A 25,163-nucleotide genomic window follows, 5' to 3' on the forward strand; every position below is an offset into this window, starting at 1 on the left:
CAGATTGTGAACATTTTTATTACTGGCGCCAGCGGTTTCGTCGGCGGCACTGTCGCTCGCCGTCTTCTCGCCGCAGGCCACAGCGTTCGTGGATTGATACGCGACGCAAGCAAAGCTGATGCGTTGAAGGCACTGGGTATCGAACCCGTGATCGGCAGCCTCGAAGACAGCAGTCTGCTGACGCGTGAGGCGCAGCAATCGGAGGGTGTGATTCATGCTGCCGACAGCGACCATCGGCCGGCGATCGAAGCCCTTCTCGAAGGACTGCGGGGCTCCGGCAAGCCATTGCTGCACACCAGCGGTTCGAGTGTGATCGGCGATGACGCATTGGGCAATCGCGTTTCCGAAGCTATCTACGACGAAGACACGCCGATGGTCGTCGAGCCAGTCAAGCAACCCCGTCGCGACATTGAACTGCGGGTGCTGGCCGCCTCCGCGGAAGGTGTGCGCGCCGTGGTGATCTGCCCGAGCAACATCTACGGCAGCGGCACTGGGCTCAATCCGCGCAGCGTGCAGATCCCGTTTCTGGTCGACGACGCGCGCAAAGGCGGTGTGGTGCACATTGTCGGACAGGGCGTGAATCGCTGGTCGAACGTCCATATTGAAGACGTCGCCGAACTCTATCTGCTCGCGTTGGAGAAAGCACCGGCCGGCGCGTTCTATTTCATCGAAAACGGCGAGGCGTCGTTCGGTGAAATTGGCGCTGCTATCGCGCGGCGTCTAAAGCTTGCGCCGGCTCAATCATGGACCGTGGAGCAAGCTACCGAGCGTTGGGGCAAGGTCCATGCGCACTATACCTTCGGCTCGAATAGCCGTGTGCGCGCGAAGCGTGCCCGCAAGGAGCTCGGCTGGACACCACGTCATACGTCGGCATTGACCTGGATTGAAGAGGACATGCCGCTATGAGCAAAGTCTGGTTCATCACCGGCAGCGCCGGTGGCATCGGCGCCGGCATTGCGCGGGCAGCGTTGACTGCAGGCGACGTCGTAGTTGCAACCGATCTCGACCTTGACCGACTGCAGCAGGTCTATGCAGCGAACGCAGCGCACGTTCTGACAGCGCAACTGGACATTCGCGACGCGGCGCAGGCCGAGGCTGCCGTGGAAGCCACGCTCACCCGTTTTGGCCGCATCGATGTACTGGTCAACAACGCGGGTTATGGTCAATTCGGACCCTTCGAGGAAATCGAGCCCGAGGCGATCGAACGCCAGTTCGCCACCAACGTATTCGGCACCTTCAACGTTACCCGGGCGGTATTGCCGGTGATGCGCCGGCAACGTGCAGGGCTCGTCATCAACATGTCTTCGAATGGTGGATTCAAAGGCGTTCGTGGCGCCTCGATGTATTCGGCCACCAAGTTCGCCATCGAAGGATTCTCCGAGGCTCTTGCGCAGGAAATCGCGGACTTTGGTTTAAAGCTCACCATCGTTGAGCCAGGCGCGTTCCGCACCGACTTTCTCGACGACCGTTCGTTAAAACGCGGCACGCACGCTCTGGATGACTACGCCGATTTCCGGGCCAAGGCCAATGCGGTGTTCGAAGCGCGCAATCACAACCAGGTCGGCGACCCCGACAAACTTGGCCGCGCGCTAGTTCAGCTCGCTAACGAAACGGACCCGCCGCTGCGCTTCGTCGCCGGAGCCGATGCGCTCAAGGTTGTAGACGACAAGCTCAAAGGCGTTGCCGTCGAGGTGGAGCGCTGGCGCGCGCTGTCCCGCTCCACCGACTTCTAAATCGCCCATCACAGGAAACATTTCATTCATGAATGTTCAAACTCTGGACTCAAGGCTCGATGCACTGGAGAGCCGTTTTGCTCTTGAACGGCTGATCGCTGAATACGCACAAGCCTTCGACAGCCATGACGAAAAACTTTTGCACAGCATATGGCATGAGGGCGCGCTTCTGTCGCTCGGCGACGCCTTCGGCAACTTTGAAGGTGTCGAAGCGATTCTCGAATCAGCCCGGCTGAACTGGCAGAAGATGCCCCACATGCATCACTGGATGGCCAACCCAATGATCGATATCGACGGCGATACGGCGACCGGCCGGGCTGCCGTCGATTGCCTGTGCACCCACGTCGAATTGGGTCCGGTGCAAATCAGCGGCCTCTACCACGACCGCTTTGAACGTCGCGACGGTCGCTGGGCGTTCGTCGAACGCCGTTTCGACCTTCATTTCCTCACGCCGCTCGTCAACTGGACACCGGTTGCGGGCAGCGAGAGCGTCAAATCGTAGGCGAATAAGTCACTAGCTGGCCTTCGGTGCTTTGTCGATCATCAACGACAGATGATCCAGGTCCTCGCGCAGCAGCGCCAACGCCTCGCTGACGGCGCTGCTGCCTTTCAATTGCCGTTTGGCCGGCCGCACGACCGATTGCACTGCGAGCTCCGCGATCGTGTCGGCGATCTCGATTGCGCTGCTCGCGCCCTCCGGCTTGTACCAGAACGCAGGCCAACTGCACATGCCAATGAGCGTAAACGCCGTGACCTTTGCGTCGACGACACGGAACACCCCGGCGCTCACCCCTGCTTCGATTGCCGCGGTAAAGTTGTTCAGCACCGCGCGTTTCGCATCTTCGTTCGCACGATAGGCGCGCTCGGGCAACTGCTGCTCGGTGCGTTGGATCACGCGGAACTCGTTGTAGTGGCTCAGAATCAGCATCGTATGCTGGTGAACCAGCAGACGCAGGCGCTCTTTCGGATCTGCGTCCGTCTCAGCCACTGCCTGGCTCGACAGCCGCCTTGCTCTTAATGTGACCTCCTCGACCAGCGCCGTGAGTATCTCGTCCTTGTTCTTGAAGTAGTAATAGACCGCAGTACGTGTCACGCCGAGCGCCTCGGCGATTTCCTGCATCGACGCACCGCCGAAACCCTTCTCGATGAAGAGCGCGGCCGCGGCGTTCAGTATCTGTTCTTTTTGTCCGTCAGCATTCACCTTTGCCACGAAACCACTCCTGATAGCGGTCGACGGCCAGAATGCCGCCCTACCGTAGTGTTGTGTTTGCGTGATTGTAACGCCCGGATTTGGCGTTCCGTACTGCCCTCGGCTATGCCTCTTTGTCCTGCGGATTGGACGTGTTGTGCCGGACCGGCACTTTTCACCCGGAAGCCGGGATGCGCTTCACGCGGCGCTCATGCAGACGGCCAAGGCTGCCGACAGCCACCGCCGCCAACACGGTCGGCACGGCTGACACGAGCAAGGTTTGATCGACGCTCCACGCGAGCGCCATCAACTGGCCACCGGCTAGCGGGCCAAGCACGGCGCCGAGTCTGCCGAAACCGAGCGCCCAGCCCGCGCCGGTAGCACGAGTCCTTGTCGGATAGATCGTGACCGCCAGGGCATTCAGGCCGGATTGACCGCCGAGAATGCAGAATCCGGCGAATGCGATGCACGAGATGGCGGCAAGCGGCACCGTATGGAAGTAACTGATGCCGACAATGGCGATGCCGCCGAGCGCGAAATTGGCAAACAACACCGCTGCAAAACCACGGCGATCTATCAACATGCCGAGCGCAAAATTGCCCACTAGTCCGCCGAGCCAAAGCGCCATGCCCGCCAGCACCGCCTTACTGGATGAATAGCCTGTGCCGCTCATCAACACGGGGATCCATGCCGCGAGGAAGTACGCGCACAGCATGTTGGCGAAGTTTGCGGCCCAAAGCAGAGGCGTGACGATTCGCCGGCCTTCGCTCAACAACATCGTAAGCGTGCCGCCGCCAGGTACTTTGTTCGCGGGCGGCACCATGGGCATGGCGGCGCCGGGCGCCACCCGGTGCAGCAGTAGCAAGGTACGAGGTGTTTGCGGGTGGCGTAGCAGGCAAAATTGCAGCGATTCAGGAAGCGCCGCGAACATTGAGAGGGACAGCAGCGCTGTGAGCAATGCGCCGGCGTAAAAAACACCGCCCCAGCCAAACGGCGTAATCACCAGAGCGGCAATCCCTCCGCCAACCACCCCACCGACGATGTAACCCGACGACACCGCCATCATCAAACTCACGCGGACGCGTGCCGGGCTGTATTCGCCTGCGAGAGCCATGGCATTCGGAACGATCGCGCCCATTCCGATACCCGCGGCAAAACGAATGCCGATCAGTGCGCCGATCGAGTGGACGAAAGGTGTCAGCACCATGCAAAGCGCGATCCAGGCAGTCGCCGCGATCAGCATCGGACGGCGGCCAATCGTGTCGGCCCATCCTGCGAGCATTAGCGATCCGGCGAACATCCCCAGCAACCCGGCCGCAAACACCGGACCCAACACGGAACGGCTGGCGCCCCAGGCTTTTATCAAGGCGGGAGCGGCATAGGCCATCGCCTGGACATCGAAGCCGTCGATCACCATGCATAACGCACATAAACCGAGCACGCGCCACTGCGTCGCGGTAATGGGTTTGCCGTCAAACAACGAAAAAGTGGTCTCTTCCCCAGGTGATGCCATGTCTGTCTCCTGACCTGATTTCTATCGGCGGTGCGGATGCCCGTAAATGGACGCACCGCTGCCGCACCACTCGTCTGTCGTTCAATTGACTTTCACATCTTTTATTTGACGAGTTTGACAAATACTGGGTAAAAAAATGAAGCGTACCGGTCGAAGCTTCAGTTCACCGGCTCACCGTAAAGCCGTTCGTATTCTCGAATGAACTCGGGGTCGCGCTCGCGCAGATCCTCATGCGTGACACGTCCGGTACGGCGCATATAGTCGTAGGTGAAGCCGATCGGATCGAGATGCAGCTTGTCGCCGACGTTTTCATACCAGTCAAGACTCTTTGCCGCAGCCAGCTGGAAGCGGTCCGAAGCGGAGCGGCGCGACGCATCGAAATTCGCGAATGCAGCCTTGATGTCAGTTGTGTGGGCAGACAGACCTTCGTAAAGCGCGATCGAATCTTCCATTGCCATACGCGTACCGGAGCCGAGCGAGAAGTGCACCGAGCGCAGCGCATCCCCAATCAGAATCATGTTCTCATGGTGCCAGTTCTCGTTTTTGACTGTGACGGCTTCAAACCAGGTGGACTTGTTCGACAACAGACCGTGTCCTTCCAGGTCGTCGGCGAAAACTTGCTCACAGAAAGCGCGGCTCTCCGCGTCGCTCATCTCGCCCAAGCCGGCGCGTGCCCATGTCTGTGGATCCGTTTCGATGAGAAACGTACTCGTCCGGTCGCTGTACGCGTAGCTATGGGCGATGAACACACCGAATCCGGTTTCGCGGAAGATTAGCGAAACGGCATGAAACGGCTTGCTGGTTCCGTACCAGGCAAACTTGTTGCGACGCTGCACAAAGGAAGGTTTGAAGGCATCCGCATACTGCGCGCGGGTCCGGCTGTTCACGCCGTCCGCCACCACTACGAGATCTGCCTGACGCAATGCGCCCAGATCGTCCACGCGAGCATTGAACCGCAGATCGACGCCCGCCGATCTGCATTCGGCATGTAGAAACTGCAGCAAGGCAATGCGGGCGACCCGCGAAAAGCAGTTGCCATGGATCGGCACATGCAAGCCGCGATGGACGATTTCCATGTGCTCCGAACGCACGTGGCCGGCGGTAAACCGGCGGAAGAACTCGGGATCCGATTTCTCAAGAAACGACAGCGCAACATCAGAGAACACCACGCCCCAGCCGTAAGTTGCGCCGGCGTCGTTCTGTTCATAGACCCGGATCGTCCATTCCGGAAAGCGTCGTTTGACCAGATACGCGAAAAACAGCCCACCCGGCCCTCCTCCTACGATATTGATGTCCATCCTCAGCCTCCTGTTCTGGACGTTGAAGCGTGCGCGGCGGTTTCGGCTTCGATAGCTTCGGCAATGATCCGGCGCATCGCCGGTTTGTCGACTTTGCCAACCCGTGTTACCGGAAACGCGTCCACGATTTCAATCCGCTCCGGACACTTGAACTTCGCGAGCCCCTGCGAGGAGAGGAATTCGATCATCTGCGGGATATTGGGCGCGGCGTGTCCTTCACGAAGAATCAGAAACGCACAGCCCTTTTCTCCGTAAAACGGATCGGGCATGGCCACCAGTTTCGCGTCGAGAACAGCGGGATGACGGCTCAGAAACGCCTCGACTTCTTCCGCACCGATCTTCTCGCCACCGCGATTGATGTTGTCGCGCAGGCGCCCTTCGAACGAAAAGTAGGTCACGCCGTCAATGACATGCGCGCGCATCATGTCCCCGGTCCGGAAGAAACCATTCGACGTAAAGGCTGTGGCGTTGGCCTCCGGTGCGTTGTAGTAGCCTCTCAGGCTGGACGGACCGCGAAAACACAACTCACCGATTTCGCCGGGTGCGACGGGCGATTCGTTGTCGGCATTGAGCAGAACGATTTCGTCATGTTCGCAACCCGAGCGTCCATGCGTTTGATGACGAATGAATGCCTTGACTGCCGGGCCCGAGCCGATCAGCAATCCTTCGGTCGTGCCATACAAATTCGAACTCGGCACGCCGAGGAAGGCCTCGAGGCTATCGGCGCGCGTGAGGCAGAAAAACAGTTTCAGCGAGGATAGGTCGTAGTCGAGCACTTCAGCACAGGCCATGATCTGCGGCGCGACCGGTCCGATCGAAACAGCATGCGTCACGCGATGCTGCTGGATCAATTCCGCCATCCGTACGATATCGACTTTTGGCATGAGTACGGTGGTTTGCCCAAGGGATATCGTGGGCACCAGCGCATACAGATGCGCCGCGTTGTGAAGCAAAGGCAGTGACCAGATCAACGTGGCGTGTTCACCTGCCTCCACGTGCCTCGCCCACGCTTCGGCATGCGCGAGGTATTCCGCGTGAAAACGCGGGATGATCTTGGGCACGCCGGTCGTGCCGCCAGACAGCTGGAAGCTCAGAACGTCTTCCGAGCCGATGTGCACACCGTTCAGAACGGCCTGTGCCTCATCCAGCGAGATCGACTCCAGCAAGGCGGACATCGAATGCGTCCCCGTTGGCGCGTCGCCGCGTGCGACGACAAGGTGCCTGAACGACGGATGCTCGACGCACATCTTCTGCGCAAAGCCGACCTGATCGAACTGCCCCACGTCGGCCTGCACGAAATACGCTTGCGGCAACGACAGGCTCGCCAGCTTGCCGATCTCGACCTCGCGATACTGCGGCAGCGCGCAGACCGGAACAATGCCGCTCTTGTAGCATGCACACAGCGCGAGAGCGGTGTCGACGGTCGTCCCCATCTGAAACACGGCACGTGCTCCAGGTTCGAGTCCGAGTTTGAGCAATGCCGCGGCCAGACGGTCGCTTTGTTCATCCAACTCGCGAAACGTGATACTGCGCTCGTCGCTGATCAAGGCCAGCTTGTCGGGAAGGCGTCGTGCCGTCGCTGCAAGCGCCTCGCCGAACGTTCTGTCGACCCACGCGCCGACCTGAAAATAATGCTGAGCGACCGACGGCTCGCAATACGCGACACCTTCGAGCGGATAGTGAATACCTGCCATGTCTGTCTTCTCCAGTCGACGCGTTCTTATTGTTCGACGATGCGAACGCGGTCTTTGTCAAACGTATCGATACGCCCGCACAAACCGCCTGTAAAGAGGCCATACCAGATCGCCGGTTTCAGACCCAGCTCCCTACGGTTGAATTCGAGTGCCTCGTTCGATTCGATCAGAAAGTAGCCCGGCGACGGTTGCGACACGCGATATTCGGAATTGCGCCGCGCTGCATCCACCAGGCTCGCAAACTCTGCCAGCGCCGGCACGAAAATGCCCGGACCGTCGCTCTTTATGCCGCATTGCTCACTCAACAGTCTGCCCTTTTCCTGCCATACAGTATCGATCTCCTGGACTCGTCCTGCACGGTCGCTGGCGATCTGCTCCGCCGTGATCGCCGCCTCAAGTGTTAGTGCAGCATCCCGTGCGTCCAGCGATTGCAGTTCGCGCAGCTTGACGGTGATCTCGATGAAGTAGCCGTTGGGGTCGCGAAAGTAGATCGATTCGATCACTTCGTGCTGAGTGGCCGACGAGACTTCGACACCCTTCGCTTCGAGCATCTCTTTCCATGCGAGCAACTTTTCCGGGCTGTCGGTCAGCCACGCGGTGTGCGTCGCGTCGAATACGTGATCGTCGGGTGTGGGCGGCATCAAGGGACGTTCTTGCGGCCGCGGTTCGCCCAGATAGTAGAAAAAGGCGATCGTGCTGCCATTGCCGCTATCGAAGAAGAAGTGAAGAAAGTCCGGGTGGCTCTCCGGGCCCCAGCCTCGCGCGGAGATCGTGTGGACAAGCGGTAGGCCCAGCGTGTCGCGATAGAACTCGATGGTTTCGCGCAGCTTCCATGTTGGGCGCGCCGTGTGATCGACCCCCGACAGCCTGAGCGGTACTGATTGATTCATTCGTCAACTCCCGAGTTATAAGAAAGACCGTTGATGCAGCCATTCGCCGACCGCGCGCGCGGCGATTGCCCGCCCCGGTTCGTCCGCCGTCTCAAGCGGTCTGCCGTGATGATCGCCACGCACGCGGACGTGGGTCTTATCCGTCGAACCGATACCGGCAAAAATGTCGGCAATGGCTAATGGGAAAGTAGTCTGATCGCCGGTGTATTCGACCAGCAACGAGGGTACGGTGACCGAAGGCGCGGTGGCTTCCAACGCTGCATTCGACGAGAGACCGGACCATGTCGAGAGCCAGGACTCTGGAGAACACAAGCGTCCAAAGCCCACCGAACCATAGTTCGAGATCACCGGATTCGGCGACCACAGCGAACCGGGCTTACGGTCGGAGGGATCGAGCGACGGGTCAAGACAGCGCAAATCGGCGTCCGTGCGCCATATGGTCATGACCGGCGTGTGGTTGGCCACGAGTTTCTGCCGATGCGTCGCCACCTTGTCCTTCACGGCTTGCCGCGCGTCCTGGCGCACGGCGATCAGTTGCCGCGCCATCCGGTCAAGGTGCGCCACGCGCGCCCGTTGTGCATCGCGATAACGGGAGACGAACTCAGCGCTATAGCGCGTCGCCCCGGGTTCGCGGGAATAGCCGTTCTCGGGGTTAAACGGGTTTAACGTATCGTCGATCGATAGCGCATCGCCTTCGTCAATGACCGACGGATCGATGCACCCCATCAATAAACGCCCCTGTCCAGGATGCGGTGCGAGATAGATCATGCCGTCCACCGTCGGCAAGGTCGCGCTTGCCAGATGGGTGGGACGGCCGCCTGGCGTCTTTGCGATCCGGTCTTGCGCGGATAGCGTCGATTGCTGGATGTAGAAACTATAGAGCCCGGCACCGCCCGAATTGCCGAGCAACACGATGCGCTCGAAACCCGCTTCGCGCAGGTAGCGCAAACCGGCCGCGACATCGTGCAGGGCAAGTTCATGCTCAAGCCGAAGGTCGTTGCCGACTGAACGGGCCGCCTGGGCCCAAACCGACGCCCCCGCTCGCAGCAATCCGGGAATCAGATAGTGAAACGTGAAGTTCTCGCGCGGGTGCATCAGACAAACAACAGTCTTCGCCGACGCGCCCTGATACAAAACCCCGCAGGTGGCGGCGCCGTCTTCAGTGCGAAGCGTCGCACTGGTCTGCTGTGTGGCATGCGGCAATGCATCGGGAAACCAGTCAATCGTCAATGCGTGAGGACCTTCGAGAACGGTACCGGCCTGCATATTGCTCATATCAATGTCTCCGTATTCGTTGACGTTAGTATAGCTTTTTTGACGTTGTCGTCAAATTTTTGACAAAGGAACCCGGTGTGTCAAAAACGACGTCATCAGTTCAGCGGATCGTCAAACGGTATACAGTGGCGCGGTCTATCAAACCGGACTCGCAAGGTGCGCCCATGCTAGATCTCAATGACTTCCGTTATTTCGTTCGCATTGTCGAGTGCGGAGGACTCACCGCCGCCAGCCGCAATCTGAACGTGCCGAAGTCGACGGTCAGCCATCGCCTCCAGCAGCTCGAAACAGCGCTCGGCGTGCGGCTCGTCAACCGACTTCACGCAGACTCAGCATGACCGATGCCGGCGAGGTGTTCTACCGGCATGCGGTCGCCATGCTGGAACGAGCGGACTTTGCCGAAAGCGCCGTGCGCGAGCGGCTGGCCGAACCAAGCGGCACGATTCGCTTCACCACCGCGGTGGCGACCTCGCTGTTCGCCATGCGCCAGATACTCCCGGATTTCATTCACCGCTATCCGAAGATCAACGTCGTCCAGCACATCAGCGACGAGCAGGTCGATATTGCGGGCGGCAGTTATGACCTCGCGCTGCGCTCGCACAGCGGTCCACTGTCCGACTCGACCCTCGTGCAGCGCACGCTGGCGCCGGCGCCCTGGTTTCTGTTCGCCGCGCCCAGCTATCTGGAACGCCACGGTATGCCACTCGCGCCGGAGAACCTCGCCGGACACGAGACGCTGGTCATGTTGAGGCACAACAGTCCAATGGCGTGGAAGCTCAAGCACCCTGTGAACGGAGAAGCAGTTGTGCCGCTCAACCCCCGGCTGGCCGGCAATGACATCGTCACCCTCAAGCAGGCTGCGCAGGACGGCCTCGGCATCGTTGCCCTGCCCGCCTACGTCTGCAGCGAAGACCTGCGATCCGGCACGCTCCAGCGGGTTTTTGCCCGCCTGGCTGGCAGGCGAAGCCAGTATCACCGCGGTCATCCCGTTTCGTCACGGCATGCTGCCCTCCGTTCGCGCTTTTCTCGACTTTCTGATCGAGCGCATCCCACTGGTCGTCGCGTAATGTCGGATCGTCCATCTCATTGGACCTGAGGTCCAGGCAAGTCATCTTGTTGTCTCCCTGAAGCGGGCCCATTCTGAGCACACAGCCGGTCGGCATCGATCGAACGGTTTAACGAGCGCTTGAAGCGCTGCAAACGTGTTCAGGAGTACAACAATGAAGATGTCCAGACGTGAAGTCCTTATTGCAGGCGCGGCAGCGACAATTGCCGCAGTCGGTACGGTTACCGGCACCGCGTCAGCCATAGCAGTGGAAAAGCAATCTGGCAGCACCGAATCCGGTCGGCCGTCGAAGTCCGCGAAGCATTTCGACATCCTGATCGTTGGTGGAGGGTCGGCCGGCGCCGTTCTCGCGGCGCGCCTCAGCGCAAACTCGCAGCGCCGTGTTCTGCTGCTGGAAGCGGGACCGAACTTCGCGCCGAACGACTACCCTCAGGTACTGAAAGACGCGAATATCGTTGCGGGCTCGCCGGCCTATGACTGGCACTACCACACCGATGACGCCGCCAGTCTGGGCCACGACATACCTGTGCCACGAGGCCGCGTGATCGGTGGCAGCTCGGCAGTCAATGCCGCCGTTGCAATACGCGCGCGAGAAGCCGACTTTGCGCGCTGGGCCAAACGCGGCATCGAAGGATGGTCGTGGGAGGACGTGCTGGCCGCCTACAAGTCGATGGAAAACACCCCCTCCGGCGACGACGCCTGGCACGGACGCAGCGGCCCATTTCCGATCCGGCAGCGTACTGCCGCGGAGAACACACCCTCGATGCGAGCTTTTGTGGCCGGTGCGCAAACGCTGGGGCTGAAACACGTCTCGGACTTCAACGGCGCGAACCAGCACGGTGCCGGGCCCTACACGCTCAATGTCGTCGATGGCGTGCGCATCAATACGGGCATGGCCTATCTCACGGCTGCCGTGCGTGCACGCCCGAATCTGACGATCCAGGGCGGCGCCGAAGTGGATCGCGTGGTGTTCGAAGGCAAGCGTGCCGTGGGCGTCAAGCTGGTCGACGGCCACGTTCTGTCCGCGGGTGAAGTCATTCTCGCCTCAGGAGCGTTCGGCAGCCCGGCGATTCTCATGCGCTCCGGCATTGGGCCTGCTGCGCATCTCGCCGAATTCGGCATTGCGACCGTCGCCGACCTGCCGGTGGGGAACCGCCTGCAGGACCATCCGTTTTTCTACAACGTCTACGCGCTCAAGCGCGAAGCAAACGCGATGAAGCCCGCCTCCGGCGCGCTCGTGTGGACGCGCTCGCAGAGCGCAGGTCCTGGCGATCTCGACCTGCACATCTCGGGCACGCATCTGATCGACCCTAAGGTTAGTCCCACCGGTGGAGCGATTGTCCTCGCCTGCGCGGTGACACTGCCGAAATCGATCGGTCAATTGCGGCTCTCGAGCCGCGATCCACGCGCGGCACCCGACATTCGCTACAACTTTTTCGATGACCAGAATGACCTCGACCGGCTGGTCGAAGCCGTGCAACTGTCCCGCCGGATTGGCCGAAGCGCACCGTTCCTCGACGTGATCGATCACGAGATGGCGCCGGGCAATACCGTGGACGATGGCAAAGCTCTCAGGGCGAACATCGTGTCGAATGTCGCCGCGTATCTGCACCCTACGTCGACCGTGCCGATGGGTGCCGACTCCGATCCCACTGCGGTAGTCGACGCGTGGGGCAAGGTACGCGGCGTCGAAGCGCTGCGGGTTGTCGATGCATCGATTATTCCCGACATCCCGTCGGCGCCGACGAACGTCACGACCATCATGGTGGCCGAGCGCATCGCCGCAAAATTGTCCGCGTAAATCAGCGTGAATTCCAACAATTGCAGTATCCGGAGATACAAAAATGACGACCCACGCATTGCTCACGCCGACAGAAGTCTGGCGCGCGAAAATCTACAGCAATGGATGGAAGAACCCCGGTCTCGGCGCAGAGAGCGTAATCGAAAAGGCAACGGGCGCGAAGCTTGGTGAAATCGGCATCGCTTCGCCGGAGGATGTGTCGGTAGCGGCCGCGCTCGCCCGCGAGGCGCAAAAGGACTGGGCAAAAACACCGGGCCCGCTGCGGGGCGATGTGCTTAGAGAGTTTGCCCGGCTGGTACTCGTGCATGCCGATGAACTCGCCGATCAGATCGTCAGGGAAACCGGCTCGATCAGAGCGAAAGCATTGTGGGAAGTCCACATGTCCGCCCGCGAAGTGCTGGAAGCCGCGGCACTCGGCAGTCAACCCGTGGGCGTTCTTACGTCCACCGCTGAGGCCGGTCGCCAGAGCATTGCAAGGCGCATCCCCGTTGGCGTTGTCGGCATCATCACGCCCTGGAACTCGCCGTTCATTCTGGGCTCGCGAGCAATCGGCCCGGCGCTGGCGATGGGCAACTCGGTGATACTGAAGCCCGATTCGCAAACACCGGTGGCGGGCGGTGTGAGTTTCGCGCGCCTGTTCGAAGAAGCCGGCCTGCCCGCAGGGCTCTTCCATGTTCTGCCGGGTGGCGCCGACACGGGTGCGGCACTCGTCAAGGAACCGCTCGTCGATATGATCAGTTTCACCGGGTCGACCCGCGTGGGCCGGCAGATCGGCTCGATCGCCGGCGGACAGCTCAAGCGGGTCTCACTCGAGCTTGGCGGCAACAATCCCTATATCGTGCTGGACGACGCGGATATCGAGGCGGCGGCGAGCGCCGGAGCGTGGGGTGCATTTTTCCATCAGGGACAGATTTGCCTCACCGCCGGGCGCCACCTCGTTCATGAGAAAGTTGCCGATGCGTATGCAGAAGCACTAGTGAAAAAAGCCAGGGCGCTGATCGTCGGCGATCCCTTTGACGAGAAGGTGCAGCTCGGCCCCATCATCAATGAGCGTCAGGCCGCCAACGTGGAGCGTATTGTTGCCGAGACACTCGCCAAAGGCGCGAAGGCATTGACCGGCGGCTCGCGTAACGGGCTCTTTTTCGAACCGACCGTGATCACTGGCGTGACGCGTGGCATGGCAGCGTTCGATGAAGAGATCTTTGGCCCCGTCGCGCCGATCACCACGTTCCGAACTGACGACGAGGCGGTCGAACTCGCCAATGCCACGGAGTACGGTCTCGTCGCCGCCGTCGCATCGGCCAATCTCGCCCGCGCGCAAAGCATTGCGGACCGGCTTCACGCCGGTGTCATCCACATCAACGATCAGACGGTGCTTCACGAGGTGTATGGTCCGATCGGCGGGGTCGGCGCATCGGGCAATGGCTTCAATCACAGCACGCTGACCAACGCCGATCAGTTCAGCGAGTGGCAGTGGATCACGACCCGGTCGCAGATTCCTGTTTATCCGTTCTGATCCGGCTGGGTGCGGATGTCATAGATGCGGCATCCGCGCCCGTCACCGCCTTCATCTCAATGATCGCATTCACCGCAGCGAGTTGAAAATCTGGAAAGTCCGACAGGCACTCCTACCAGAACGCACGCTTGAAAAGACTGAGGCGATTCACCCTGAACAGACGCGCCGGCCGCTGGTTGCCTCCCTGAAATTGCTCGGTGGCAATCAGAATATCGGCTTCGTCGGCCGATTCGCCCGGCGTCACTTCGCTAACCCTGATCCCCAGACGGGAGCGGAACGTTCCGCGTGAGACGGTTTCCCCAAAGATCTGTTCGTAAATGCCTTGCAGCTGTGTCAGCGTGAACAATTCGGGCAGCAGCCAGCACGGCAGCGTCGAGTAACTTGCCTTGTTGCGTACCCGCTGCACCGCCTCCTGAATCTGCCCGGCGTGATCGAATGCGAGATCGGGAAGATCGTCCACGTCGTAAAAGTGAAACACACCGGCTCCAGCCTGACTCAACTCGCCATGGGGAATCAGTGCCACATGCGACACCGCAACCGACCAGCCGCGCGGATCGCGCTCAGGACCACCGAAAGTGCGCAATTGTTCGAGATAGCGCGGTTCAAGCCCGGTCTTCTCCCTCAACACGCGATAGGCCGTTGCTTCCAGCGAAGCGTCCTCATCCACATGCACGTACCCGCCCGGTAACGCCAGACTGCCCTTCCCTGGCGCGCTCGCGCGCTTGTGCAGCGCCACCTTCAGCATGCCCTCGTCCAGGGTCAGCAGGACGACATCGACGCTTACGTCGGGCGTGGTATGGCTTTGTTTCATTGAGAACTCCCTCGACCGCGTATGCGGCATAAGTATTTTTCCATACATAGTTGTAAATCTCAACTAAGTTGAAATATACTTGCTGCAAGTTAGTCGAACATTTCGACGAAGGCCGACGGAGGATAGCCATGATTCAGGTTTTTGCCGTGTCGCGTGATCTGCAGGAGCAAGCGCTGGAGGTACGCACGCTGGTGTTTCCCGGGGGCGAAGTCAACGTCACCGTAGAGCTGGGCAAGCCGGCCGATGCGCTTCGCATTCAGGCGCACCTCCCTGATGCCGGGTCGGTCATGACGCTGCTGATGGTGACTGATGCGTTGCGCCGCGGCTACCCCGCCACGCCGATTCGCCTGTCGATGCCGTACGTGCCGTACGCCCGCCAGGACCGCGTCGCGAATGCCGGTGAAGCGCTCAGCGCGCGTGTTTTCTGCGACCTGATCAACACACAGAACTATGCACAGGTCGAAGTGCAGGATCCGCACAGCGACGTGGTGACCGCCCTGCTGGACCGGGTCGTTGTCGTCGATCCGTTGCCTCCGCTTCGCAAGGCGCTCGCAAGCCTCGGGCGGGTCGCGCTGGTGGCGCCGGATGCCGGCGCGCGCAAGCGGGTAACAGCGCTGGCCCGCGCCCTGGAACTCGATGTCGTATTTGCGGAGAAGGTGCGCAATACCCAAACCGGCAAAATTAGCGGCACCCAGGTGGTGGGCGCCCTGCCCGATTGCCCGTTATTCGTTGTCGACGATATCTGCGACGGTGGCCGCACCTTCACCGAACTGGCCTCGGTGCTCAAGACCCGCCAGGCCGAACAGCGCCAGGACCAAGCGCTGTATCTCTACGTGACGCACGGCATTTTCAGCAAAGGCCTCGGGCCGCTGCTCGAACACTACCAGACGATTTTCACGCGCAACAACTGGACCAGCGACACCCGCTGCCAGGTTGTCTGAACCCATCGCTCATTGCCCATCGCCCTACGCCCATCGCCAGGAGATTTTCATGAACGCCCCTGACCGCAACGAATTCCTTGAAAAGAACAACCTCGTCCCGTTCAACCTGGCCGATTTCTACAAGACCGGCCACCCTTCAATGTATCCGAAGGCGACCACAAAGCTCGTCGCGAACTTCACGCCGCGCTCGGCAAAGTACGCGCCGGTTCTGCGCGAACTTTTCGACGACAAGGTCGTCTGGTTCGGTCTGCAAGGCTTCATTCAGGAATTCCTGATCGAGCTGTTCGGCAACGAGTTCTTCCGCAAGCCCAAGGCGCAGGCCGTGCGCAAATACAAGCGCCGCATGGATACGGCTCTGGGACCGGATGCGGTGCCGGTGTCGAATCTGGAACGCTTGCACGATCTGGGCTATCTGCCGCTCGAAATCCGCTCGCTGCCGGAAGGCTCGCGTGTCGATATCAAGGTGCCCCCGGTCATTTTCATCAACACGCATCCGGATTTCCCGTGGGTATCGACGTACTTCGAAACAGTGGTCAGTTGTGAATCGTGGAAACCCTCCACCGTTGCAACCATTGCGTTCGAATTCCGCAAGCTGCTGACCTATTTCGCGAACCTGACCGGCGCGCCGCTCGACTTCGTGAACTGGCAAGGTCACGACTTCTCGATGCGCGGCATGAGCGGCGTGCACGATGCAATGCGCTGCGGCGCCGGCCACCTTTTGTCTTTCACCGGCACCGACACGATTCCGGCGATCGACTACCTTGAAGACCACTATGGCGCGGATGCCGACCGCGAACTCGTCGGCGGCTCGATTCCGGCATCCGAGCACAGCGTGATGGCGTTGCGGATTCTGCTGACCTTGCAGCGCCTCGAACGCGATCCCGCCCATGCGGCGCTCGAACCCAAGGCGCTGCGCCGTCAGGCGGAACTGGAAGTCGTCCGCGAATTCGTGACGCAAGGCTACCCGCAAGGCATGGTCTCCATTGTTAGCGACACGTTCGACTTCTGGAACGTGATGACGGTCGTCGCAAAGGAACTCAAGGCGGACATCCTCGCCCGCAAGCCGGACGCGCTCGGCAACGCAAAAGTGGTGTTCCGGCCGGATTCCGGCGACCCGGTGAAGATCCTGACCGGCTACACCGACGAAGAATTGCTCCACAGCAACGGCGTGCTGGCCGTGTCCGAAGCCGGCAAGTACACGGTCAAGGCGACCGGCGAGTCGATTAGCGAAGCGGAGCGCACGGGCGCGGTGCAATGCCTGTGGAATATCTATGGCGGCACGACCACGGCCAAGGGCTATAAGGTGCTGGATTCGCACGTCGGGCTGATTTACGGCGACTCGATCACGCTGCCGCGCGCGCGTGACATCATGCTGCGCCTCGCGTCAAAGGGCTTTGCGTCCTGCAATGTGGTGCTCGGTATCGGGAGCTATGTCTATGGCATGAATTCCCGCGACACCTTCGGCTATGCGCTCAAAGCGATCTATGCCGAAGTGGGCGGCGAAGCAGTCGACATCTACAAGGATCCGGCAACCGACGACGGGACCAAAAAGTCCGCCAAGGGGCTCCTGCGGGTCGAGAAAGAAGGCGACCGGTTCGTGCTGTACGAACAGCAGACTGTCGGGCAGGCGGAAGGCGGCGCACTGGTGCCGGTGTTTCGCGACGGCGAGTTGTTGGTCACGCAATCGTTAGCGGAGGTTCGCGAGCGGCTGCAATCGTCGTGGGTGTGTCCGGAGCCCGGCTCGATTAGCTGGGCCTGAAGCCTGCGCCAGGCGCGGGGATGTCCACGTTCCGGGGTTGCGGCCCCGCATCGTGGACATCGAAAGTCCAGGTTTTCTTTGTCGCATGTTTGTCAGCCAATAGCCACACGACCCACATCCCCAACAGAATGGGATGTGCCTGCCGTACAGGGAGGCATGCGTGGTTGCCGCAAGCAGCCGTTCCTGCGAAAGGAAAATCGTATGTTGATGCGTGACAATATCCCTACCGCCCTCAACCGAGGATCCGCCCTTCTTTCGGAAGACCCGATCGCCACGGGCTCGCTCAAGACCTTCCACCACACGTTCGACATTTATCTAAAGGACTCGAACGCGTTCATGAATACGTACTTCTCACGCTACTTCGAGTGGCAAGGTGTTTGCCGCGAGCGGTGGTTTCATGAGTGCATCCACAATGACCTGCTGGGATCGGACGGCATGTTCGTGACCAAGCGTGCGCACCAGGAGTACGTCCACGAAACCTTCCCCTTCCAGCACGTGGATTGCTATCTGAACACGGTGCAGGTCAAGCAATGCTCGGCCTACCTGCTGTTTCGCTTCTGCGTGGATGGGCGCCAGGTTTCGCAGGGTTACCAGCAGATCCTGTACGCCGGGCGGGACCGGAAGATCAGGCGGTTTCCGGAAGGAATCGTCGAGCGGGTCAAAGAATATGAACTGCCGATGACGGCACTGGCCGCCTGATCTCAGCGGCGGACTTTCGCCGTTCAGTTTTTCCGCTGAGTTTTATCTTCGAGTTTGATCTTTGAGTTTCACCGCTAACTTCCACCCTTAATCTTCACTGCGGACGCCGGCGCAAGGAGCGCGCCGGCGCTTTACTCAATGCGCGGTCCCCCGGCGAACCCGGCACCGGTAAGCGCACGGTGAAGGTGGTGTGCGAACCGCGCATCGACATGCATTCGATCGTGCCGCCCAGAAGCTCCGCAGCGCGGCGGCAGAACGCGAGCCCCATGCCCGCGCCGCTTCCGTGGCGCTTGGTCGAGAAGAAGGCGTCGAAGATATGCGGCAACACGTCGGGCGCGATGCCCGGCCCCGTATCGCGGAATCGCAATACGCAGAAGCCGTTTTCCTGAACCGCGCTGATGGCGATCTCGCCCTCGCCGCTCACGTGAATCGCGTGCAACGCGTTTTTCAAAAGGTTGAACAGCACAAAAACCGCCAGCGTGTCCGAACCCGAAAAGCATAACGCCGGGTCGATCGGCGCCACGGTGACGCGTACGCGTTCGTCGCTACGGAACGGATAACGCTCCAGCGCCGACGTCACACATTGCTGCATGGAGTGAGGACTGAAGCGAGTACGGTCCAGACGATCCAGGGTGAACGATGCGAGCGCCATCTCGACCATCGCGCTGGTGCCCGACACCTCCCTTCTGATCGCCGTGGCGAGATGGCTGATGCGCTCGGACTGCCCGGAATGCCCTTCCTGATCGTCGTACAGCCCATGCGTGACCGCCAGCTTGTAACCTTTGAACACGTGCGCCCATACGCTGGCGATTTCGTCGGCGTGCATGGCGATCGTCGCGAGCGGCGTCGCGATTTCGTGCGCGATTGTCGCTGCGATCGCGTAGGGGTGAATCAGGTGATAGCGAACGATCGTGATCGCGAGAAGGCCCAGGCTCAGCGCAATAAACAGCACACCCGGCGGATAGAACGGGTAACCGTAGTTGACCGCATAGTCGACTGCCGCGAACGAGTATAGGCAGAGGCTTGCGAAGCAGAGATCGAGACGCCTGCGCGCTTCACTGCCGGCCTGCTTGCGGGCGGCGAGCAGAAGCTGTCCGCTGCGCCCGGCAAGCAACACGGTTTGCAAGACGTGCAAAGGGTGCAATGTGCCGGCGCTCGGATAGTAGCCAAAGAAAAAGTGCCGGTAGCCGGAGACGACTTCGTTGCCGGGCAGCAGCACGGCGAGGACAACACACATGCCGTAAGACGCGAGCAAGATGGGCTGCTCGCGGCGCCGCGCCGCCACCTCCGTGACGAAGTGATAGAACGTAGTGGGCAGAAAGAGAATGAAGAGATAACCGACACGGACCAGCACGCTCGCAATGTGCGGATCTTCCGTCTGGAACAGCAAGGTCCATGTGCCCTGCCAGGCAAATGTCGCCGCACACATCAACAGGAACGGCGCGGACAGGCGCGTCACGCCCTGTGTGATGAGTACATAGAGGCCGAACACCACGAACAGCGCAGAAACAAAGGCGGTCGGAATGGCGTACATGTGGCTCAATGGGGCGTAAAACGTTGGTCTATTCCGGCAGGTTCATAGCGGACTATGCGAAGGGGCCGATCCCTCATGAGTGGGTTTGCTGAATCCGGTCGCTGCGCCATTGCGAAAATGTCTGCGTGCTCAGACCCACGTCGGCCGAATCGATTCTGCTCCAGCAATAGAAAGCGTCGTCCCAACCCGGAATGGATTGCGGCGTGACCGTTCTGTAGTTCGTGCCGGGACGATAGGCCAGGTGCGGCCAGAAAACGGGCATCGACTCGCGTACCGCCATCCGCCTCAACAGATCCGCCGGCCCGCTCTCGTCCGCCACAATTTCCGCCTGGGCGATCCAGTCGTTCTCAGCCCAGGCGAGGAAAACGCTCGGCTTGCCCGCCCGGTCGAACATCAGGATGGCATTCTGCTCCGGACGCCAGTAATACTCGACGATATTTTCGGCGGCGACCACCGTGTCGATGGCCTTCCTCGTTCGCGGATCGCAATAGGTCAGCCCGTTTTCGCCCAGACCCAACCAGCCTGCCTCCGAACAATGCCGGTTTCTGGCATCTTTCAGAAAATGAACCAGTCGGTTAGCCGAATCCGCGTCGGTCTTTCTCAGATACAGATCGACGATGCCGGCATTGAAAGCTTTTACCGCGACGGTCTCGTCCGCAACGCCGGTCAGGAGCACCTTCGCACAACGCAAATTGGATATGGACGACAGGAACTCGACGCCGCTGAGTCCAGGCATGTCGTAATCGACCACAACCGCGGCCACCTCCGAAAATCGGGCATTCCGGGCCAGTACGTCCCGCTCGGCCGAGGTTTCGACGAACCGTTCCAGACCGACCTCGCTTAAACCGGCCGACGCCGGCGCAAACACCAGCGAATGCTCGCGAGCATGCTTGCGGATGAAAGTGAGTGCGGTTTGAGGCCGCGTGAAAAACAGATTGGTTGAAATATCCGGAAAGAATCGGCGCAATGCATCGAGGTAGCTGTCGCTGTCGTCCACGAAAACGACGGATGCCGGATAGGAAACAGGGGGTCGAATAAAATTGTTCATGTTTATACGTGGAATATGCGGCGCGTTTCACACCGGCTTACACGCCGGCTTCTCTCACGCTGGCTCCCGGGCCGATTCCCGCTGAACCATATAGTACCGGGGTCTTTGCTTGAACAGTGCAAACTTGCGCGGCCTTTCCGTCAGAGTATGCGAATGGAATAATTAATCTCAATCGCGTCGAGATGATTATTCTGCCGCAATTACGCCGGAACTGGCGCTGTCTGAGTCCGGAATTGGCCGCGATGCATCATCCGTTTCCTTCTCTGTTGCCGAGCGTCAATTGAGTGTCAACTTCGCGCAAAGACAACGAGCCGCGATCATTCCAGCAATCATCGTGCCGCTTGCCTGGCCACGGAGAAGTGTGGGCCACAGCACGTACGCGAGCAATTCGTTCCCCTGGAACCGCAACCGGCGCCAACCTTCCCTGCTACGCTTGCGTGCATTCCCTGTTTGCGGGTACGAGAGCGAGCCTGCGTAGCCCGTCACCCGGATCTCCCGCCTGGTTCACCGATTGTCGCGCTGCCGGCATGGTTGACTGCGCGCAGTTGGCGGATTCATCGAATTTCCGCGGAGAGCGAAGCGGTGTTCCATCAAAAGGTTCGTAAGCGACCGGAATCGGCCGAGCCCGCGTCGATTCGGAAATTGACCCGACGTGCGTTGCTGTGTGACGCGGCCTTGGCCACGATGGCCATGGTGTCGCTCCCTGCCTGCGCGCAGCACGGAACGATAGGGCTCGTCAGCCCTCCGGTTCGTCTCGACGATGCCTGGTTGGTCGACCAGACCGGCAGGAAGCAACTGCTGAGCGACTTGCTGCTTCAACGCATTACCGCAGTACAGACGATCTACACCGGGTGCAGTTCGGTATGTCCTCTGCAGGGCGCGTTGTTTAGCGGCGTTCAGGATCGCATGCCTCACCTCCAGGGTCGTTATCCGGTTCAATTGCTATCGATCGGAATCGATCCGCTCTCCGACTCGCCTTCCGCTTTGCATGAGTGGCTCGCGCGCTTTCAGGCCGGTCCAGGGTGGAATGCGGCCACGCCGACATTGCACGACGTCGACCGGATGCGCACGGCGCTCTCGGGTAGCGCGCTGCCGCTCGGCAACCTCGCCGATCACTCAACCCAGATCTATTGCTTCGATGCGAGCGCCCGATTGCGCTGGCGCAGTGCCGACCTTCCGCGCGTAGACGAAGTCTGCGATGTGCTCAGCGCGCTGGGGCGTACCTAGTTCGACCTCAACTGGAAGCAAGGCCATGACACGCGTTCGTTCCGTCAGGATCTCATCCGCATTGCTCGACAGGTACGTGAAAGTCCTGCTGCTCATTGCACTTACGACAAGCTTTGGCGCATTTTCCGGACGCGCCGAAGCGCAAACGGCGGCCACGATCACCCTGGGCGGCACGAGTTTGTGTGCGGACGTCAATGCGGAATCGAAAACACCTGGCGCCGCGGTGATTTCCTGGGCTTGCAACGGCGGCAACAATCAGAGCTGGGTGCCGACACCCGCCGGCACCCAATATAAATTCGTCAATCAGAACAGCAAGCTATGCATGGACGTGGCGGGAATCAGCCTGGATCCCGGCGCGGCCGTCGATCAATGGACCTGCAACGGCCAGGCAAACCAAAGCTTCACGCTGACGCCGCAAAATAATGGTTTCGCGATCATCGCGGCGCACAGCGGCCTGTGTCTGGCCTCGGCGAGCCTGACCGCACAGGGTCCGCAGATCACGCAGCAGGCCTGTAACGGGACCGCGCTGCAAACCTGGCAGATCAGCGGCATGAGTGTGAAGACGCTGCCGTCGAAGTGGACCGCGCCGTACAACCTGACGCTCGTCCCGGCGGCGGCAGCCAATCTTCCCGACGGGACCGTCGTGGTGTGGTCGGCTGACAGCCAGCTGGATTTCACGTCGGGCGAGGTCACGCCGGGCAACACGTATACGGCGATCTTCAATCCGGCGACGGGCACGAGCAAACAGGTGCTGGTCACCAATACCGGACACGACATGTTCTGCCCTGGCATTGTCAATCTCCCGGACGGCCGCATTTTTGTGACCGGCGGCTCGAGCAGCGACAAGACGAGTTTCTACACGCCTTCAACCCACGCCTGGTCTTCCGGCGACCTGATGAATATTCCGCGCGGCTACCAGGGCAGCGTCACGTTAAGCAATGGCAACGTGTTCCTGGTGGGCGGCTCATGGAACGGCGGCCTGGGCGGCAAGACCGGCGAAACCTGGACATCGGGTTCGGGTTGGAAAGTCAATAGCGCGATCCTCGCCGACTACATCCTCACGAACGACGCAGCAGGCATTTTCCGCCAGGATAATCACGCGTGGTTGTTCGCGGTCTCCAACGGCCGGGTCTTTCACGCAGGTCCCAGCAAGGCCATGCACTGGTTCGATACGGCGGGCGCCGGCAACGTGTCCCCGGCCGGGAATCGGGGCAGCGACAACGATGCGATGAACGGCAACGCCGTCATGTACGACATCGGCAAAATTCTCGCCGTGGGCGGCGCGCCAAGCTACGAGCAATCCAATGCCACATCGGATGCCACGCTCATCGATATCAGTAGCGGCACGGCCGTCGCTACGACGCTCCATTCGATGAACTACCAGCGCGCATTCAACAACAGCGTCGTGCTGCCGAACGGCCAGGTCGTGGTGGTGGGCGGTCAGGCGTTTGCCCAACCCTTCTCGGACGATACCGCGGTGCTGGCGCCGGAGTTGTGGGACCCGACGACGAAGACCTTCTCGCTGCTCGCGCCTCAGGCTGTGCCGCGCACCTATCACAGCATTGCGCTGCTGCTGCCGGACGGGCGTGTGCTAAGCGGCGGCGGCGGCGTGTGCGGCAGCTGTTCGACCAATCACACCAACATCGAAATACTCACGCCGCCGTATCTGCTCAATGCGGATGGGTCAGCGGCAACACGGCCGACTATCAGTTCGGCGCCGACAGTGGCGCAACTCGGAACGTCGATTGCCGTGGCCGCTACCAGTGGGATGAAGGCGTTCGCGCTGATGCGGCTGTCGTCGGTGACGCATTCGGTCAACAATGAGCAGCGGCGCGTGCCGGTGAGTTTCACGGTGGGCACGGCCGGCGAATACCTGGTGAGCATTCCGTCCGATCCGGGTGTGGTGGTGCCGGGTTACTACATGCTGTTCGCCCTCAACGCGAAGGGCGTGCCGAGTGTCTCACGCACGCTGCTGATCCAGTGATGGCATTACGGCGCCGGCACCAGACGATACGCTCCGCGATCGGCCTCGCGCTTTTCGCCCTGGCGTGTCTGGCCAACGCCGGGCAGCCGTGTGAATCCGCTGATCTGGGCTGCGCGATCTTCAATGGGCAGCATGCGATCCCAGCCCATCTGCGCGACGACGATCGTGCGTTACCGGACTGGACAACCCGGTGCATCAACTGTCACACCGGCAAGCAACCGGTGGAGTCTTTCGCCCCGCTCCTGACGCCCAGCTATCTGCTGGATGCGATCAGCCGCCGAGGGGGGCCGCCTAGTCGCTATAACCCCGACACCTTCTGCCGCGTGCTCAAGGACGGCGTCGATCCGGCCAGCGTCATGCTGCGCAAGTCCATGCCCAACTATCAGATTTCCGATACCGAGTGCGCTGCGCTTTGGCGTTACATCACGAGCGGCTAGTTGCGTAGCGACAGCCGCAACCTAGCCGTTCTCCAACTCCTTGAGACGCTTGCGGTGCGCCGCGACCTTCGCGCGGTTGCCGCAGATCGCCATGCTGCACCAGCGCCTGGCGTGGCCACGGGTGTGGTCCGCAAACAGCAACGTGCATTTGGGGCCTTCGCATGCTTTCACGTACGTGAAGTCCTCTTCGCATACCAGCTTCGCCATTGCCTCGGCGATGGGCATCAGTAGCGACTCCGCCGACTGCCAGCGCCGCTTCGCCCGAAGTTCAAAGCTTGCCGCGCCGCCCGACGTGTTCGGCACGATTTCGCCATGCTGCTGGTCCTGTTCGAGCAGTTGATTCAGCGGTTCGAGCTCGCGTAAATCTTTGGCGGCAAGCGGCCGCCCTTTCCTCTTTCGCACAAATCCCCTGAACCACTCGCGCAATTCGCGCGCGCGTGCCGCAACGCCGTCGAGTTCGGCCGGCGTCGAGCGGGTCCGTATTTCCGCGAGCGCCGCGGGCGGCACGAACCCAGTCTGCTCCAGCCAGGCGAGCAGACCTTCTCCATCGCTGATCCAGTCGACCGGATCATCCACCGGCGTCGCGACCGAGTTCAGGAAATCCAGACCCGGCGCATCGGCTACCAGGATCGCGGGCATCTGACGGTAGTCCATTTCTCATGACGAATATGAAGTGACGATGACTACATCGTAACCACTAAAAATGCACTTGACAAGTTACATGTCTCGTTTGTAACCTTTAAAAACA

At 60.6% G+C, this 25,163-nt stretch carries 23 protein-coding genes; 13 read left to right on the forward strand and 10 right to left on the reverse strand.

Features of this window, described 5'->3' with window-relative positions:
* Positions 1-6 precede the first annotated feature (6 nt).
* From R8871_RS22560 to R8871_RS22570, 3 genes are read left to right on the forward strand one after another with little or no spacing between them, the layout of a single operon-like run.
* Positions 7-906: an NAD-dependent epimerase/dehydratase family protein gene (locus R8871_RS22560; protein ID WP_175052441.1), complete on the forward strand. Its 900-nt coding sequence runs from the start codon at positions 7-9 to the stop codon at positions 904-906.
* Positions 903-1,733 carry an SDR family NAD(P)-dependent oxidoreductase gene (locus R8871_RS22565; RefSeq protein ID WP_175052442.1) on the forward strand — a complete coding sequence of 277 codons (831 nt, stop codon included), beginning with the start codon at positions 903-905 and terminating at the stop codon, positions 1,731-1,733. Before R8871_RS22560 ends, R8871_RS22565 begins: the two co-directional genes overlap by 4 nt.
* Before the next feature lie 28 nt (positions 1,734-1,761).
* Positions 1,762-2,235 carry a nuclear transport factor 2 family protein gene (locus tag R8871_RS22570; protein ID WP_175052443.1) on the forward strand — a complete coding sequence of 158 codons (474 nt, stop codon included), beginning with the start codon at positions 1,762-1,764 and terminating at the stop codon, positions 2,233-2,235.
* A gap of 12 nt (positions 2,236-2,247) precedes the next feature.
* Here the strand turns inward: R8871_RS22570 and R8871_RS22575 are convergent, their stop codons facing one another.
* The 6 genes from R8871_RS22575 to R8871_RS22600 form a co-directional block, all read right to left on the reverse strand.
* Positions 2,248-2,943, reverse strand: coding sequence for a TetR/AcrR family transcriptional regulator (locus tag R8871_RS22575; protein WP_246287647.1), 696 nt, complete (start codon positions 2,941-2,943; stop codon positions 2,248-2,250).
* Positions 2,944-3,097: 154 nt separating this feature from the next.
* Complete coding sequence (locus R8871_RS22580; protein WP_175052444.1) at positions 3,098-4,435, reverse strand: MFS transporter; 1,338 nt, start codon at positions 4,433-4,435, stop codon at positions 3,098-3,100.
* A 158-nt stretch (positions 4,436-4,593) separates the two neighbouring features.
* The gene (locus R8871_RS22585; RefSeq protein WP_175052445.1) at positions 4,594-5,733 is read right to left on the reverse strand and encodes an FAD-dependent monooxygenase; all 1,140 of its coding nucleotides are present in this window, start codon (positions 5,731-5,733) and stop codon (positions 4,594-4,596) included.
* A 2-nt stretch (positions 5,734-5,735) separates the two neighbouring features.
* Complete coding sequence (locus R8871_RS22590) at positions 5,736-7,427, reverse strand: AMP-binding protein (protein ID WP_175052446.1); 1,692 nt, start codon at positions 7,425-7,427, stop codon at positions 5,736-5,738.
* A gap of 26 nt (positions 7,428-7,453) precedes the next feature.
* Positions 7,454-8,317 carry a VOC family protein gene (locus R8871_RS22595; RefSeq protein WP_175052447.1) on the reverse strand — a complete coding sequence of 288 codons (864 nt, stop codon included), beginning with the start codon at positions 8,315-8,317 and terminating at the stop codon, positions 7,454-7,456.
* 15 nt (positions 8,318-8,332) lie between these two features.
* The gene (locus R8871_RS22600) at positions 8,333-9,592 is read right to left on the reverse strand and encodes an alpha/beta fold hydrolase (RefSeq protein ID WP_175052448.1); all 1,260 of its coding nucleotides are present in this window, start codon (positions 9,590-9,592) and stop codon (positions 8,333-8,335) included.
* A 164-nt stretch (positions 9,593-9,756) separates the two neighbouring features.
* Here R8871_RS22600 and R8871_RS38800 point away from each other — a divergent pair, with 164 nt between their 5' ends.
* The 4 genes from R8871_RS38800 (at position 9,757) to R8871_RS22615 (ending at position 13,975) form a co-directional block, all read left to right on the forward strand.
* The gene (locus tag R8871_RS38800; protein ID WP_322789523.1) at positions 9,757-9,930 is read left to right on the forward strand and encodes a helix-turn-helix domain-containing protein; all 174 of its coding nucleotides are present in this window, start codon (positions 9,757-9,759) and stop codon (positions 9,928-9,930) included.
* Positions 9,927-10,688, forward strand: a complete 762-nt coding sequence (locus tag R8871_RS22605) for a LysR family transcriptional regulator (RefSeq protein ID WP_322789524.1) — start codon at positions 9,927-9,929, stop codon at positions 10,686-10,688. Before R8871_RS38800 ends, R8871_RS22605 begins: the two co-directional genes overlap by 4 nt.
* A 124-nt stretch (positions 10,689-10,812) precedes the next feature.
* A complete protein-coding gene (locus R8871_RS22610) occupies positions 10,813-12,459 on the forward strand; it encodes a GMC family oxidoreductase (RefSeq protein WP_175052449.1) in 1,647 nt (548 codons plus the stop codon).
* 43 nt (positions 12,460-12,502) lie between these two features.
* On the forward strand, positions 12,503-13,975 hold the full coding sequence (locus R8871_RS22615; protein WP_175052450.1) for a benzaldehyde dehydrogenase: 1,473 nt from the start codon (positions 12,503-12,505) through the stop codon (positions 13,973-13,975).
* A gap of 112 nt (positions 13,976-14,087) precedes the next feature.
* Here R8871_RS22615 and R8871_RS22620 read toward each other — a convergent pair whose 3' ends face one another.
* Positions 14,088-14,786 carry an NUDIX hydrolase gene (locus R8871_RS22620; protein WP_175052451.1) on the reverse strand — a complete coding sequence of 233 codons (699 nt, stop codon included), beginning with the start codon at positions 14,784-14,786 and terminating at the stop codon, positions 14,088-14,090.
* A gap of 146 nt (positions 14,787-14,932) precedes the next feature.
* Here R8871_RS22620 and prs point away from each other — a divergent pair, with 146 nt between their 5' ends.
* The 3 genes from prs (at position 14,933) to R8871_RS22635 (ending at position 18,185) form a co-directional block, all read left to right on the forward strand.
* Positions 14,933-15,727, forward strand: coding sequence for a ribose-phosphate diphosphokinase (gene prs, locus R8871_RS22625; RefSeq protein ID WP_246287648.1), 795 nt, complete (start codon positions 14,933-14,935; stop codon positions 15,725-15,727).
* Positions 15,728-15,776: 49 nt separating this feature from the next.
* Positions 15,777-17,486, forward strand: coding sequence for a nicotinate phosphoribosyltransferase (locus R8871_RS22630; RefSeq protein ID WP_175052453.1), 1,710 nt, complete (start codon positions 15,777-15,779; stop codon positions 17,484-17,486).
* Positions 17,487-17,687: 201 nt separating this feature from the next.
* Entirely contained in the window at positions 17,688-18,185 is a 498-nt protein-coding gene (locus tag R8871_RS22635) for an acyl-CoA thioesterase (RefSeq protein WP_054041457.1), read from the forward strand.
* Between the two features lie 94 nt (positions 18,186-18,279).
* Here R8871_RS22635 and R8871_RS38740 read toward each other — a convergent pair whose 3' ends face one another.
* On the reverse strand, positions 18,280-19,719 hold the full coding sequence (locus tag R8871_RS38740; protein ID WP_175052454.1) for a sensor histidine kinase: 1,440 nt from the start codon (positions 19,717-19,719) through the stop codon (positions 18,280-18,282).
* A gap of 73 nt (positions 19,720-19,792) precedes the next feature.
* Entirely contained in the window at positions 19,793-20,767 is a 975-nt protein-coding gene (locus R8871_RS22645; protein ID WP_175052455.1) for a response regulator, read from the reverse strand.
* 684 nt (positions 20,768-21,451) lie between these two features.
* Between R8871_RS22645 and R8871_RS22650 the strand changes: the two genes are divergently transcribed.
* Genes R8871_RS22650 through R8871_RS22660 form a run of 3 tightly spaced genes read left to right on the forward strand, consistent with a single transcriptional unit; the run spans position 21,452 to position 24,415 of the window.
* Positions 21,452-21,994: an SCO family protein gene (locus R8871_RS22650; protein ID WP_175052557.1), complete on the forward strand. Its 543-nt coding sequence runs from the start codon at positions 21,452-21,454 to the stop codon at positions 21,992-21,994.
* A gap of 25 nt (positions 21,995-22,019) precedes the next feature.
* Entirely contained in the window at positions 22,020-23,978 is a 1,959-nt protein-coding gene (locus tag R8871_RS22655; protein ID WP_175052456.1) for an RICIN domain-containing protein, read from the forward strand.
* Complete coding sequence (locus R8871_RS22660) at positions 23,978-24,415, forward strand: hypothetical protein (protein ID WP_175052457.1); 438 nt, start codon at positions 23,978-23,980, stop codon at positions 24,413-24,415. Before R8871_RS22655 ends, R8871_RS22660 begins: the two co-directional genes overlap by 1 nt.
* Positions 24,416-24,436: 21 nt before the next feature.
* On the opposite strand, the gene R8871_RS22665 is transcribed toward R8871_RS22660, so the two are convergent.
* Positions 24,437-25,069: a CGNR zinc finger domain-containing protein gene (locus R8871_RS22665; RefSeq protein WP_175052458.1), complete on the reverse strand. Its 633-nt coding sequence runs from the start codon at positions 25,067-25,069 to the stop codon at positions 24,437-24,439.
* Between the last annotated feature and the right edge of the window lie 94 nt (positions 25,070-25,163).

It is taken from the genome of Paraburkholderia sediminicola (genome assembly GCF_902859805.1).
Lineage (GTDB): Bacteria > Pseudomonadota > Gammaproteobacteria > Burkholderiales > Burkholderiaceae > Paraburkholderia > Paraburkholderia sediminicola.

What these genes read in the sequence shown, in the direction of transcription:
- R8871_RS22565 (WP_175052442.1), top strand. Translation starts at nt 903, where the DNA reads ATGAGCAAAGTCTGGTTCATCACCGGCAGCGCCGGTGGCATCGGCGCC.
- R8871_RS22570 (WP_175052443.1), top strand. Translation starts at nt 1,762, where the DNA reads ATGAATGTTCAAACTCTGGACTCAAGGCTCGATGCACTGGAGAGCCGT.
- R8871_RS22580 (WP_175052444.1), bottom strand. Translation starts at nt 4,435, where the DNA reads ATGGCATCACCTGGGGAAGAGACCACTTTTTCGTTGTTTGACGGCAAA.
- R8871_RS22585 (WP_175052445.1), bottom strand. Translation starts at nt 5,733, where the DNA reads ATGGACATCAATATCGTAGGAGGAGGGCCGGGTGGGCTGTTTTTCGCG.
- R8871_RS22590 (WP_175052446.1), bottom strand. Translation starts at nt 7,427, where the DNA reads ATGGCAGGTATTCACTATCCGCTCGAAGGTGTCGCGTATTGCGAGCCG.
- R8871_RS22595 (WP_175052447.1), bottom strand. Translation starts at nt 8,317, where the DNA reads ATGAATCAATCAGTACCGCTCAGGCTGTCGGGGGTCGATCACACGGCG.
- R8871_RS22600 (WP_175052448.1), bottom strand. Translation starts at nt 9,592, where the DNA reads ATGAGCAATATGCAGGCCGGTACCGTTCTCGAAGGTCCTCACGCATTG.
- R8871_RS38800 (WP_322789523.1), top strand. Translation starts at nt 9,757, where the DNA reads ATGCTAGATCTCAATGACTTCCGTTATTTCGTTCGCATTGTCGAGTGC.
- R8871_RS22605 (WP_322789524.1), top strand. Translation starts at nt 9,927, where the DNA reads ATGACCGATGCCGGCGAGGTGTTCTACCGGCATGCGGTCGCCATGCTG.
- R8871_RS22610 (WP_175052449.1), top strand. Translation starts at nt 10,813, where the DNA reads ATGAAGATGTCCAGACGTGAAGTCCTTATTGCAGGCGCGGCAGCGACA.
- R8871_RS22615 (WP_175052450.1), top strand. Translation starts at nt 12,503, where the DNA reads ATGACGACCCACGCATTGCTCACGCCGACAGAAGTCTGGCGCGCGAAA.
- R8871_RS22620 (WP_175052451.1), bottom strand. Translation starts at nt 14,786, where the DNA reads ATGAAACAAAGCCATACCACGCCCGACGTAAGCGTCGATGTCGTCCTG.
- R8871_RS22630 (WP_175052453.1), top strand. Translation starts at nt 15,777, where the DNA reads ATGAACGCCCCTGACCGCAACGAATTCCTTGAAAAGAACAACCTCGTC.
- R8871_RS22635 (WP_054041457.1), top strand. Translation starts at nt 17,688, where the DNA reads ATGTTGATGCGTGACAATATCCCTACCGCCCTCAACCGAGGATCCGCC.
- R8871_RS38740 (WP_175052454.1), bottom strand. Translation starts at nt 19,719, where the DNA reads ATGTACGCCATTCCGACCGCCTTTGTTTCTGCGCTGTTCGTGGTGTTC.
- R8871_RS22645 (WP_175052455.1), bottom strand. Translation starts at nt 20,767, where the DNA reads ATGAACAATTTTATTCGACCCCCTGTTTCCTATCCGGCATCCGTCGTT.
- R8871_RS22650 (WP_175052557.1), top strand. Translation starts at nt 21,452, where the DNA reads ATGGCCATGGTGTCGCTCCCTGCCTGCGCGCAGCACGGAACGATAGGG.
- R8871_RS22655 (WP_175052456.1), top strand. Translation starts at nt 22,020, where the DNA reads ATGACACGCGTTCGTTCCGTCAGGATCTCATCCGCATTGCTCGACAGG.
- R8871_RS22660 (WP_175052457.1), top strand. Translation starts at nt 23,978, where the DNA reads ATGGCATTACGGCGCCGGCACCAGACGATACGCTCCGCGATCGGCCTC.
- R8871_RS22665 (WP_175052458.1), bottom strand. Translation starts at nt 25,069, where the DNA reads ATGGACTACCGTCAGATGCCCGCGATCCTGGTAGCCGATGCGCCGGGT.